This is a genomic window from Kitasatospora cystarginea (genome assembly GCF_039533515.1).
In the GTDB taxonomy this organism is placed as follows: Bacteria; Actinomycetota; Actinomycetes; order Streptomycetales; family Streptomycetaceae; genus Kitasatospora; species Kitasatospora cystarginea.
In genome coordinates this window covers 40,743-52,896 of sequence record NZ_BAAATR010000049.1, presented here as the reverse complement: position 1 = coordinate 52,896, position 12,154 = coordinate 40,743, and the positions used below count along the sequence as shown (strand labels likewise).

The 12,154-nt window shown below is 69.9% G+C and carries 10 protein-coding genes and 2 pseudogenes; 7 read left to right on the top strand and 5 right to left on the bottom strand.

Annotation, left to right across the window (positions count from 1 at the left end):
* Positions 1–359: 359 nt before the first annotated feature.
* Positions 360–1,529 (top strand): methyltransferase domain-containing protein, encoded by a 1,170-nt coding sequence (locus ABD369_RS34980; RefSeq protein WP_344640663.1) that lies wholly within the window; start codon positions 360–362, stop codon positions 1,527–1,529.
* 425 nt (positions 1,530–1,954) lie between these two features.
* Here ABD369_RS34980 and ABD369_RS41320 read toward each other — a convergent pair.
* Positions 1,955–2,113, bottom strand: a pseudogene (locus tag ABD369_RS41320) (integrase core domain-containing protein); the annotation flags it as partial.
* Between the two features lie 548 nt (positions 2,114–2,661).
* Between ABD369_RS41320 and ABD369_RS34975 the strand changes: the two are divergent.
* The 3 genes from ABD369_RS34975 to ABD369_RS34965 all read left to right on the top strand — a co-directional run bounded on the left by ABD369_RS34975 (position 2,662) and on the right by ABD369_RS34965 (position 4,194).
* Entirely contained in the window at positions 2,662–3,333 is a 672-nt protein-coding gene (locus ABD369_RS34975; protein ID WP_344640662.1) for a hypothetical protein, read from the top strand.
* A 67-nt stretch (positions 3,334–3,400) separates the two neighbouring features.
* Complete coding sequence (locus ABD369_RS34970; RefSeq protein ID WP_344640661.1) at positions 3,401–3,616, top strand: hypothetical protein; 216 nt, start codon at positions 3,401–3,403, stop codon at positions 3,614–3,616.
* A 173-nt stretch (positions 3,617–3,789) separates the two neighbouring features.
* Positions 3,790–4,194: a nuclear transport factor 2 family protein gene (locus ABD369_RS34965; RefSeq protein ID WP_344640660.1), complete on the top strand. Its 405-nt coding sequence runs from the start codon at positions 3,790–3,792 to the stop codon at positions 4,192–4,194.
* A gap of 227 nt (positions 4,195–4,421) precedes the next feature.
* Here ABD369_RS34965 and ABD369_RS34960 read toward each other — a convergent pair whose 3' ends face one another.
* From ABD369_RS34960 to ABD369_RS34950, 3 genes are all read right to left on the bottom strand, one after another.
* The gene (locus ABD369_RS34960; protein WP_344640659.1) at positions 4,422–5,300 is read right to left on the bottom strand and encodes an ABC transporter substrate-binding protein; all 879 of its coding nucleotides are present in this window, start codon (positions 5,298–5,300) and stop codon (positions 4,422–4,424) included.
* A gap of 104 nt (positions 5,301–5,404) precedes the next feature.
* Positions 5,405–6,160 (bottom strand): SDR family NAD(P)-dependent oxidoreductase, encoded by a 756-nt coding sequence (locus ABD369_RS34955; RefSeq protein WP_344640658.1) that lies wholly within the window; start codon positions 6,158–6,160, stop codon positions 5,405–5,407.
* A 165-nt stretch (positions 6,161–6,325) separates the two neighbouring features.
* A complete protein-coding gene (locus ABD369_RS34950) occupies positions 6,326–7,249 on the bottom strand; it encodes an NADP-dependent oxidoreductase (RefSeq protein ID WP_344640657.1) in 924 nt (307 codons plus the stop codon).
* Positions 7,250–7,474: 225 nt separating this feature from the next.
* Between ABD369_RS34950 and ABD369_RS34945 the strand changes: the two genes are divergently transcribed.
* The 3 genes from ABD369_RS34945 to ABD369_RS34935 all read left to right on the top strand — a co-directional run bounded on the left by ABD369_RS34945 (position 7,475) and on the right by ABD369_RS34935 (position 11,218).
* A complete protein-coding gene (locus ABD369_RS34945; RefSeq protein WP_344640656.1) occupies positions 7,475–8,452 on the top strand; it encodes a hypothetical protein in 978 nt (325 codons plus the stop codon).
* Between the two features lie 845 nt (positions 8,453–9,297).
* Positions 9,298–10,089: an IPT/TIG domain-containing protein gene (locus ABD369_RS34940; protein WP_344640655.1), complete on the top strand. Its 792-nt coding sequence runs from the start codon at positions 9,298–9,300 to the stop codon at positions 10,087–10,089.
* A 130-nt stretch (positions 10,090–10,219) separates the two neighbouring features.
* Positions 10,220–11,218, top strand: a complete 999-nt coding sequence (locus ABD369_RS34935; protein WP_344640654.1) for an IPT/TIG domain-containing protein — start codon at positions 10,220–10,222, stop codon at positions 11,216–11,218.
* 503 nt (positions 11,219–11,721) lie between these two features.
* Here ABD369_RS34935 and ABD369_RS34930 read toward each other — a convergent pair.
* A pseudogene (locus ABD369_RS34930) lies at positions 11,722–12,154 on the bottom strand (YncE family protein); the annotation flags it as partial.

The following is a 12,154-nucleotide window of genomic DNA, read 5'->3' as shown; positions in this document are numbered from 1 at the left end:
TACGCCAACCACGCGACGGCCGAACAAGTGAACCTGAAACCCCGCCAACCCCTTCTGACCAGCTGATCAGCACCTCCCGCACGCCGGGGGAAGCTCAGCATGACCGAGCCGTCGGGCACCGTCGCCTCGGCCGCGTCCGCGCCCGGATTCACCACCCCTTGATGCCTCCACACGCCGTCTACCGCCGCACCGCGGGTGTGCACCAGGATGGGCCCCGGTCCCGTCCCCACACGAAGGAGAAGACCAGCGATGGGTGACCACTCCAAACCAGCGCCGGATCCCGGCACCGGTACCCCGCCTCCAGGGAACGCTGATGGCCAGGTTCCGCCTCCGCCTCCCTCGGATGGAAAGCACAAGAAGTGACGCCTGACCTGGGCGACCTGCGCGCGCAGCTCGACGCCGCGATGGAGCGGCGCGGCGCCTGGACCGATCGCTCGCCTTGGCTGCGCCAGGCCATGGCCGCGCTGCCCCGGGACCGGTTCGCGCCCGACGTGCTGTGGCGGTGGGACGGCACCGGCTACGTTCCGATCCACCGGGCCACCGATCCGGACGACTGGGCGCGGGAGCTGTTCGCCGACCAGGACGCGGCTGCGGTCACCCAGGTCACCGCGGGGCTGCCCTCCTCCAGCCTCTCCGCGCCTGCCGTGGTCGCCGACATGCTGGACAGCCTGCTCATCGACCCAGGGCACCGGGTGTGGGACGTGGGCACCGGGCAGGGCTGGTCGGCCGCGTTGGCCGCCTGGCGAGCTGGCCCTGGCCGAGTGGTCTCTACTGAAGTCGACGAACACCTCGCCGACTTCGCCCGCGTCCGGCTGCGGGCCGCCGGCATCCGCGCCACGGTCACCGCTGCCAATGCCACCAACGCCTATCCGCCCGGCGGCGACCAGGTCGACCGGATCCACGCCACCTACGCCGTCGAGACAGTACCGTTCGGCTGGATCGAGGCGACCAAACCCGGAGGCCGGATCGTCTATCCCTGGGGCCGGCTGGGGCACGTCGCCCTCACCATCGCCGCCGACGGGCACAGCGCCTCGGGCTGGGTGCAGGGACTGGGGATGTTCATGGCCGACCGCAGCACACCAGCGCCGCGGGCCGCGTCGGGCTGGAGCGGGTACACGGCAGTGCGCGGCCCCGCCGAGCCCGAGACCGAGTGCACCGTGGCACGCGACCTCCTACCCCTGAACGAGAACTGGGATTTGAAGTTCGGCCTGCGGGTCGCCGTCCCACACGCGCAGGTCACCACCAGCACCGGCGAAAACGGCACCTCCGCGTGGATCCACGACAGCCACTCCTGGGCCGCACTGGTCGCCCAGCAAGACGGCACAGCGCTGCTCCACCAGGGCGGACCTCGGCGCCTCGGCGACCAAGTGCTGGCCGCCTGGGACCAGTGGAACGAACTCGGCCAGCCCTCGCGCTACGACTATGGCATCACCGTCACCCAGTCCGAACAATGGGCCTGGCTGAACGACTCCGAGGCCGGGCCCCGCTGGAGGATCACCCCACTGCTCACGGCACCCGCCAGCCAATGACCAACGCACGCCGCTTGGAAGGGCGGGCGCAGGTCATCGTCCTGCGGCGGGTGGGGCGCAGCGCCAGTCACGGCGTGTCGTTCGTGACCGTGGTTCCGGGCAGCCCGTTTTGGCGTCGGCGGGTGAGCAGCGGTCGGCCGGTCAACGGCCCGTTCAGGAGAGGCGAGCAAGTTCCGCACCGCGTGCTCAGCCTGCCAGCGAGCCGCGGCGGCGTCCGGGGCCCGGCCGGCCGTCACGGGAAGGCATGAGCTTGCTCCGTTTTGACCGACACTGTTGGTGTGGTGGTCAGGCCGCCAGCACGGTCTCGTACTCTGCGGGACTGCGGTAGTCGAGGCTGCTGTGCAGCCTGCGCATGTGTACCAGGCTTCGATCCACTCGAAGATCGCGGTCCGCGCTGTGGCCCGGCTGGGCCAGGGGCGGCGGTCGCCGAGCAACTCCCGTTTGAGGGTGGCGAAGAAGGACTCGACGAGTGCGTTGTCCCAGCACTGGCCGGTCCGGCCGATCGACAGCCGAATACGCAACTCGCTTGCGAGATCGGCGAATTCACGGCTTGTGTACTGGCAGCCGCGATCCGAGTGAAACACCACCAGCCGGGTCGGGCGGCGGGTGCGGCGGGCGGCCCGCACGTCAGGTTCCTGCAGACCACCACCGCCGAGGCCGACGTGTCGGCGTCGTGCCCGCCGGGTCGACGCCCTCTTGGCCCGGCCCTTGCGGCGGCGGGGCCTGGCCAGCGTTGTGCCGGGCCAGGGTCGGCCTGCTGCGCCCGGTCTGGCATCGGGCCTGGTGCCGGCCGCCGGCTCCTTGGGAGACCCTTGCTATGCCCCGGAGCGCCTTCCTGGCGAGGTGTTGACCCTCAGACCGGGGCGGTTGCCGGGTGGGAACTCTCACGTAGGCCCGGCCGCTGATCCGCACGGCCGCCGCCCCAGCTGGAGACCAGAAGGGGACGGTCCTCCACCCGAACGTCGTCGAGACCGGGCGGGCGATCCTCATGCGCCTGCCTGGGTCTGCCTTCCTCGTCGTCTCCTGCCTCGCCGAGCACGGCACCCTGCTCTGAGCGGTGGCCGGGCGCCGCGGATTGTCAGTGCCGGTCGGCAGGATGGGGGTGACCCAGCAGCCCGCACCGAGGAGCACCGTGACCGCCGCCACCGAGCCGACCTACCGCCCCGTTTTCCAAGCCCTCTGGTGCGCTACCGACCTCGGTCCGCACCGCCCGTGTGGCGGCACGTACGAGTGGTATGAACCCGACGCGCTGCCGCCGCTGGACCCGGCTCGTTTCGATGGCGGGTTCGGGTGGCTCGGCGGCACGGGCCCGGTGGTGCCGGAGCTCGCCGGGCACCTCGACGCCGTTGCCGCCGAGCTGGCGGGCGCCGGGATGGTGCTGCCCGCCGACTTCACCGCTTTCCAGGCCGGCGCCGACAGCCACCGGGCGCTGGACGCGGTGTCGGCCACGGCCTGCTGGACGGACGTCTCGTCGCCGATACCGAGCCCGGTGGAGCCCGGCGCCTTCCTGGTCCGCTTCCTGCGCGACCAACAGGACTGCGTGCACTGGTACCTCTACCTCCGCCCCACCGGCGAGGCCTTCGTGGTGGCCTCCCCGCTGGACCTCGCGCACGCGCCCGAGTGGGACGAACCGGACGGGCCGGTGGACTGGTTCGGGGCCATCGCCCGGTGCGCCTCCTCGTTCGAGGAGTTCGCGTACCGCTTCTGGGTGGAGAACCGCCTGTGGTGCGCGCTGCACGGCTACGGCGAGGAGAGCATGGACGACGAGCTCTCGGGGTACCTCGCGCACTACGAGCGGGCCTGACCCCGACGGCGACGAGCTCGACGGCCAGGAGCACGGCCTGACCGCCGTCATCACCAAGTCGGATGCGATGCCGGTCGGCCAGCGGGTCGGCCTGAGCATCTCCCAGGGGCACGGCCAGGCCAAGGACCTCCTCGGCTTCTCCTGGGGCGTCGTCAACCTCGATGTGGCCGCCAACGGGAAGCCCGTGCAGCCGGTGGTGGGCACCTGTATGGCGCCGGTGCCCTTCGCACTGGTCGTCGACGGCGGCTACACCGTTTACCCGGGTGACCTGGGGGTGAGGTGAGGGATTTTACTCCACCTCGCCGGCCACCCCCTGACCTAAAGCTGAGTCGCTGCCTTGGCGATCTACGCTGTCACCGTTGCCAAGTACGTTCAACGGCCCGGCGTCCTGGGGGAAGCCTCGAAGTGTTCCCAGGTTCCCGGATCGCTCCGGCCGCCTGCAGAGGGGACAGTGCGATGGATGCTGACATCCGGACCAGGGCCGCGATCGAGGAACACTGGCGGGCATCGGAAGGTGGGGATACCGAAGCCGAGCACGCCATCTACGCCGCGGACGCGATCCTCGACTACCCCCAGTCAGGTGAACGATTCCGGGGCCGCGCGACGATTTCGGCGCAACGTGGCGGACACCCTGCCAGGCGGCACTTCACTGTCCACCGGATCGCTGGCAGCGGGGATCTGTGGGTGAGCGAGTGCGTCATCACGTACGACGGGGTGCCCACCTACTCAGTGAGCATCATGGAATTTGCCCACGGGCATGTGGTGCACGAGACGCAGTACTTCGCGGACGCCTTCGGTGCGCCTGAATGGCGGACAGCACTCGCGGAGCCGATGCCGGGCAGGAATATCGCCAAGGCCTGACCCGGGGCTGGCTTCGATCGTTCATGAGGCTGTGACAGCTTGCCGACGCGGGCTCTGGGCTTTTGCGGATGGGTGTGTTTTGTCTTGTGGGTATGGCGCGGTCCGAGTGTCGACTCGGGGGCGCACGGCCGCCTCCAGCTCCTGGCCGACCAGCGGCTATGGGGGTCTCTGCGTGGGTGGTCTTGAGGTACTGCCCGCGCTTTGGCAGCGCCGGCGTCGCCGGGTTTCTAGGTTGTGGGGGTTGCGGTGCGGTAGAACTCGGCTGCGGTGAAGGTGGCGGGGACGCCGAGTTCGTCGGCGACCGCGGTGATCGCGCTGTTGCCGACGGTGAGGTCGGCTTGGCCGTCGGTGGTGACGTACGGTGCGATGAACCTCTCGTAGTGGGCTCGGACTTCATCCTCGGTCTGTCCGCCGAGGAACGTCCGCATGTGCCGCACCGTGGTGTCGGGGTCGTTGTGGATCACCTGCAGGGCGCGCCGGTGGGCTCGTACGACGGCCTGGCCCGCGGGGTCGTCCGGGGAGATGTAGGTGGGGTCGACGGCCACACCCACGGTGGGGATCTGGAAGTAGTCGCCGACCCAGGCCAGCACCTGCCAGCCGTGCTCGGCGGCGACCGCCTCAGGTGCCATGGTGCTGCCGATGTAGGCGGCGTCGATGCTGCCGTTGTGCAGGTGGCGCAGGTCCATGCCGTAGTCGCCGGGATAGCGGACAACGGTGCGGACGTCGTGGTCCGGGTCGAGGCCGGCCTGGCGCAGCACGATCCGGGCGAAGCACCCGGGTGGGGTGTGGGGGGCGTGGACCGCGAGCCGTTGGCCGGCCAGGTCGGCCAGGGAGGTCAGGCCGGGGCGGGCGAGGAACCAGAACAGCGGGTGGTGGGTGTTGACCTCGAGTGCGACCCACGGAGTGCCGTCGGTCAGCCGGGACAGCAGTGCCCTGCCGAGCCCGATGGTGGCGCAGCGGCGCAGGCGCTCAACGTCCCAGGAGCAGCCGTCGCGCAGCGCGACGTGGACATCCTCGTCGGCGTAGAAGTCCTCCTGGTCGGCGATGTAGGCGGCCAGTTCCTCGTGCAGGCCCCGCCCGACATAGGCGAGATCGATCGTGTACATGAAGCTCTTCCTTGATCGTGTCATCGCCGCTCCGTCCCGCGCGGGCGCGGCACGGCGCGGCGTATGGTGCCGAGGTGACGGTGCGGCGGATACCGGTCGGGCTGTCAGTCCATCGACATTCCGCCGTTGACCGCGGCCGTGGTGCCGGTCATGAAGGTGTTGTCCTCGCCGGCGTAGAAGGCGACCGCTTGGGCGACATCGGCCGGGCGTGCCAAGCGGCCCACGGGGGTGAGGGCCACCTGCCGCTGCTTGATCCTCTCGTCGAGAGCGGACCCCATGCGGGTGTCCTCCACCGGGCCGGCTGCGACGATGTTGACCGTGATGCCCTGCGGGCCCAGTTCCTGGGCGAGGTAGCGGGCGAACTGCTCCAGGGCGGCCTTGGCCGCGCCCAGTGCGATCATGCCCTGGCGGGGCCGGTGGCTGAGGCCGGTGCTGATGTAGATGATGCGTCCCCAGCCCTCTTCGCTCATGGCGGGCAAGACGGCCTTGGTAACCGCGAACGCCGCATGCATCTCGGCGTCGATCTTGCCGCCCAGTTCTTCCCACGTCATGTCCTGGAACGACTTGACCGCATACGGGATGAGCGCGTTGTGCACGAGCACGTCGATGCCGCCCCAGGTCGCCTGGACCTGCTCGACCATGCTCTCGATCGCCGCCGGCTCGCGCACGTCGGCCTGCACGGCCATGGCCTGGCCGCCTGCCGCCTCGATGTCGGCCACGACCTCCTCGGCCGCCTTGGTGTTGCGGAGGTAGTTGACCACCACGCGCATCCCTCGCGCGGCCAGAAGGCGCGCGGTGGCCGCGCCGATTCCGCTGCTGGCCCCTGTCACCAATGCGACTCTGCCGGTAGCCCCGGTCACGGGCCCACCTCCTGTTCGTCGTCGCGGGCCATCGGAATGACCGCCCGGAGTCCTTCGCCGTCGGTGCCGGGGTCTGCGGAGCGGAAATGGCAACGCGAGTACGGCGCGGGCTTCGGGCCGTGAAGGCGGCCCGGGGAGCCAGGCGTCCGCGCGCCCTGCTGCCGGTTATCCGCCGTCCATGACCCGGATGATGGTCTTGCCACGGGCGTGGCGGCCGGGGGCGAACGCGGCGGGTGCCTCGGTCAGCGCCTTGACCTCGCCGACGATCGGCTTGAGCCGTCCGTCCCTGAGTCGCTGGACCAGGTCCGCGAGCCGGGCACGGTCGGGCTCGACGACGAAGAAGATGGCCCGGCCGTCCCGCGGACGGACCTCGGGCGGCGAGGCGATGGTGACCAGCGTGCCGCCGGCCCGCACCAGCGGGGCCGAGCGCTCCTGGACCTCGCCGCCGATCACGTCGAGGACCAGGTCGACCTCCCCGACGCCGTCCAGCCGATCGGCCTGCAGATCCACGAAGGCATTCACGCCCAGCCCGACAGCGGTGTCCCGGTCGCTGGCCCGGCCCGTGCCGATCACCCGCGCCCCCGCCTCACGCGCGAGCTGCACCGCGATCGACCCCACGCCGCCCGCGACCCCGTGGACCAGGACGGTCTGCCCCGCGGTAAGCCGGCCGTGGTCGAACAGGGCCTGCCAGGCGGTCAGCCCCGAGATCGGCAGTGCGGCGGCGGCCGTGTGGTCGACGTCCGCCGGAAGCGGGGCCAGATTGCGAGCCTCCACCGCGGTGTACTCGGCCAGCGAGCCGTCCCGGGTCCAGTCGGCCAGCCCGAACACCCGCTGGCCCACCGAGAGACCGGTGGTGCCGTACCCGAGTTCGGCAACGACGCCCGACAGCTCGTGTCCAGGCACGCTCGGCGTCCGGTCGCGCCCGGCGCGATCCGTCCACGTTCCCGGCCAGGCGAGTTCCCCCGGGGTGAACCCAGCGGCATGCACGCGCACGATGACGTCGTTCTCGGCGAGGTGGGGGTAGGGCACCTCCGTCAGCGACATTCCCTCGACACCGGCGGCGCGGTCTCGAACGGCGACGGCCTGCATGCCAGGTCCTCTCTCCAGTGGTGAGCCCCCTTCGAGCAGTCGGGAACAGGCTGCCACGAACTCCCGCAGCCCGCCTGCTGCCGCTTCTGACGGACTGCCGTCTGTGACGCCCGATCAGGCCACGTTTGGTGCTGGACGTCACAACTGCCCGAGCTGCCACGCACCCGCCAGCAGTGCCTGCCGCACTCGGGGCGTCCTGCAGCGCTCGGAGGAGGAGTAGCAAGCATGATCAATGTCGGCGCCAGCCACGCTTCCGTGTCGGGTCCGCGCAGCTGTCACCGCCGACGAGAGAGCGGAGTACCGCCGTGGCCGCGCACCCCATACCCCGCCCACCGGCTACGGCTGCGGCCGCACCCGGGCGGCGTCGGCGGGTGCGAGGTGCACGGTGACCGCCGCCGTCGAGGCCCCGACGCGGCTTCCGGTCGCCGACTGGAGGACCTCGAGCGCACCCTCGCCTGGTGGCACACGGCGGGCGAGCCCGGGGTCGAGCGCCGCCAAGCCCTGGACGAGCTCCTGCACGCTGCTGGCGTCTTGACCATCCGCCGCCGCGAGCTCGCCGAGCGGCTGCTGGCCGCCCACCCCGCCCAGGCCGCCCGTACCTGGCGATACCTCCCCGGAGCCCGTCGTTTCACCCCGAGGGGGGAACAGATGCCGGGCCGGATACCGATCCGACCGCTGGGCTGGCCGTACTGCCCCCGCCCCGTTATGCCGAGGCCGACGCTGGACCGGCCACCGCTGCGCCCCGAGGAGAAACGACCCCGCCTGCAGCCGCCGTTCCGGCCGCCGACCAGGTCCGCCCGGAACCCGTTGTTCCTCGGGGAGAAGCGGCGCCCGCCGCCACGGCCGACGCCGCCGATTCTGCTTCCCCTCGGGGGACACCCCCCCACCCCGACCGGCGACGGTGCCAGGCTGCGCGAGTTGGTCGACCTCCATCTGGCTCAGCAGACTGCGCCCGGCCCCGATCCGACGGCCGCGCCCAAGACTCCCAAGCCGTCGGTCACCGAGGACACCGCCCCCGCCGACCCCCGGCTGCGCGGCCTGCCGGACACGGACGTCTGCATCGGTCTGGACTATCGGGTGTTCGGTGACTACTGGTCGCTAGCCGGTTGGACCGTCAACCCGGACGTCTACCTGGTGCTCGGTGAGGGGCACCAGGTCGGCTGGGCCGAGCGCGGCCTGCCCGGCATCGGCGACCGGGCGTGACCCGTTCTGTCGTACGACGAGTCAGGACCTGCGTTCGCCTCCGCCGAGGAGAATCCGTGACGGCCGGTTGTCGTGACTTCCCGCTTTTAAGGGAATCCAGTCATTGTGAAACATTGTTAGCATCATCGGATTGACGTTGCGCAAGGCGAAGGTGGTGGGCTCATTTGCGCAGGCGATACGCATCGATAGGGCGGGCGGGAAACTCTGCGCGCTCCGCCCAATGAGTGAATCGCCTTGCCGCTCCCTTGTAGTATCGACCACTCGGATGGGTTACTGATTGTGCAAGAAACGATCGAGCGTGTCGGCCTTCGAGGTCGAGAACTGTCGACAGTGCCGACCCAATACTGATCTCCGGCCATGAATGCACCGTCAGGTGCGAGCCGGTGAACAGTTGATGTCCATCGGGTGAGGCATTCTCCGATGGCTTCGCGGCGGTTGCGCTCATCTGCCGCATACCGACGTTCACAGCGGGCACCGGCTTGGGGCGAGCCGGTGGGGTTGTCGGACGTTACGAACTGCGGTCACCGAGCCGGACCGGACGTCATTCGGGTCGTATGCGCCCGCAGGTGCCGGACCTTCAAGGTCGACGGTCTAAGGCTCTTTCCCACCCCGCGGGCCGGCATTCGGTCCTGCACGACCCATTACATGCCCACCCGGGTGTCGTGGTGCACCCACACCAACGCGCAAAGGCCTCGCTTCTTCTCGCTGCAGCCGAATGCTCATCGCCCTCGGTTGTCCGGATGCAAACTGGCCGGCGATCAGAGCGTGGTATCACGCTGCGCCGGCATCGGAGAGGCTGTGCCGTTTTCTTCCACATCACACGGAGATCAGCGAAAGGACGCATCATGGCAAGCATCACCTCGTTCAGCACCGGCAACCCCGGTTCGGCCGGTCAGACCCTGACGATCAACGGCAGCGGCCTGTCGAGCGCCAGCAAGGTGAACTTCGGCAACAAGTCGGTCACCGCCACCGTCGTCTCCAGCACCCAGATCACCTGCGTCATCCCGTCGCTGTGCGTCGGGCAGTACAACGTCAACGTGACGGCCGGTACGGCGACCACCAACTCCCTGCCCTTCTTCTACGCCGCCACCCCGGTCGTCTCGGTGGTGAACCCCGACACCGGACCAAGCGCCCCCGGCGCCATCACCCTCAACGGCAGCGGCTTCCTCAACGCCGCCGCCGTCACCTTCGGCACCATCGGCGCGGGCACCGGGCTGGCCGTCGTCAACGACACTCAGATCACCATCACCCCTCCTCCGCACGGCACCTTCACCGGCGCGCTGGACACCGTCGACGTCACCGTCACCGGCCCCGGCGGCACCAGTGCCGCGAGTGTCAACGACGAGTTCACCTACTACGCCGCCCCCACCGTCACCGGCATCAGCCCGGCCAGCGGAGCGGCCGGCACCAGCGTTACCGTCACGGGCACCAACCTCGCCAGCGTCAGCAACGTGACCTTCACCCTGACCACCGGAGGCACCCCGATCTCGGCCAGCAGCATCAACCCCGTCTCCGAAACCCAGGTGATTGTCACCGTCCCCTCCGGCCTGACCGCGGGCTTGACCTACGACACCCAGGTCGTGACCCCCGGCGGTACCAGCGCGACCAGCGCGGCCGACGTGTTCACCGCCGCCTGACCCTCCACCACACTCGGGGGCTCTGCGCCAACAGGCCGCCCCCGGGGGGCACACGCACCGCGCTGTGTCCGGGTGCCGCACAGCACTCGGACACAGCGCGCTCGGCCCGTAACGTGGAAAGGATTACGTCATGGCGCCGATCATCATCAGCATCAGCCCCAACCAGGGCCCGGCTGCAGGGGGTACGGCCTGCACGCTCACCGGCAGCGGCTTCACGGGCACAACGTCGGTGAAGTTCGGGACCGCGCCGGCTCAGTTCACCCCGGTCAGCGACACCAAGATCAGCTGCACCGCCCCCGCGGGATCGGGCTCGGTCGGCGTCACAGCCACCACCCCGGGCGGCACCAGCAACAGTGTCACCTACACCTATCTCCCCGCCCCGGCCATCAGCTCGATCACGCCGAGTCAGGGCCCCACAGCCGGCGGCAACACCGTCACCATCGCCGGCACGAACCTCTCCGGCGCCACCGCCGCGATGTTTGGCAGCCGCAGCGCCACCATCACCGGCAACACCGGTACCCAGATCACCGTCACGGCCCCCGCCGGGGCGGCTGCACCGGTCACCGTCTCGGTCACCACGTCCGGCGGCACCGCCACCGGATCGTCGTACTACTACATCCCCCTGCCGACCGTCACCAGTGTCTACCCCACACTGGGCCCCACCGCCGGCGGCAACATCATCACCATCACCGGGACCGGCCTCACCCTCACCAGCGCCGTGAACTTCGGCTCCAGCGCGGCTACCGGCGTCGCCGTCCTCTCCGACGGCCAGGTCACCGCCCAGGCGCCCGCAGGGTCTGCAACCGTCACCGTCACCGCCACCACCCCGGGCGGCACCAGCCTCCCCGGAGTCGGGAACCCCTTCTACACCTACGTGGCACTCCCGGTCATCACTATCCTCAGCCCCAGCCAGGGACCGGCCGCCGGCGGGACCAGCATCACGATCACCGGCAGCAACCTGACCTTCGCTGACAGCGTCACCATCGGTGCGACGCCGGCCGCCTTCGTCACCGTCTCCGACACCAAGGTCGTGGCCACCGCCCCGGTCGGCACACTAGGGACCGCCACCGTCCTCGTCCACACCCCCGGCGGCACCAGCAACGCCGCCGACTACCAGTACACACCGTGACCCCACACCGGCGCCGTCGGCTGCGATACGGGACGCCGCCGGATACGCCCCGTTCCTGCCCGCCTCCACGCTCCTGACCGAGATCGCCGAACTCGATTATCAGGGCATTTGTTCCACCTGTGCCCAGATGCTGCGTCGTCACGGTGCGGCGCTTCGGCCGAAGCGGCCCGCTACATGTTCGCGAACTTCTCGCGCGGGAACAGCACCTCCCGATGTTCGGCCAGGAACGCGAACACACTCCCCGTCGGGATCGGCTACCGGCAGGTCTCTCACACGTCCGGCCCGACCAGCTCCCCAACCCATTCCCCTGTACACGCAGGAGTCTGGCCTCACACCGCTCGGAGCGAGGCCAGAACCTGAAAGACTTTCAGTGGGCCCCTAGGTGAACGCCGACCGGAAGGCGCTGAGCCGAAGCCGGGCGGTTGCCGAGAACGCGACCGCAGCCCGTCTGGCCATACAGGAGGGCGGCAGCTGATGGCGCATCCGAGGAATCCGTACGCGGTTCACGGCGCGCATACCGCGTAGGGGGTGACGGTGGTGTAGTTGGTGCTCTTGTTGTCGACGAGCACTTGCCAGGTGTTGCCGACCGGCCGGCTGGTGACCTCGCCAGGTGGGACGGCGCCGCCGCTCTGCTGGTACCCGCCACCGGTGATCACGTGGCCGGTCGGGCAGCTGGCAGTGGCTACCGCCGGGACCCGGGCCGTGACCACCCCGATGGGGCCGGTGCCGACGGTGACGCTGGTGGTGACAGTGTCCGTGGTGGTGTTGATCACCGACACGTCGTTCGAGCTGAAGTTGGTGATGTAGGCGGTGGTGCCACCCGGGCTGACCGCCACTCCGTTGGGGTTGGTGCCGACGGTGATGGTGGCAGTGACGGTGTTGGTGGTGGTGTTGATCACCGACACGTTGTTCGAGCCCTCGTTGGTGATGTAGGCG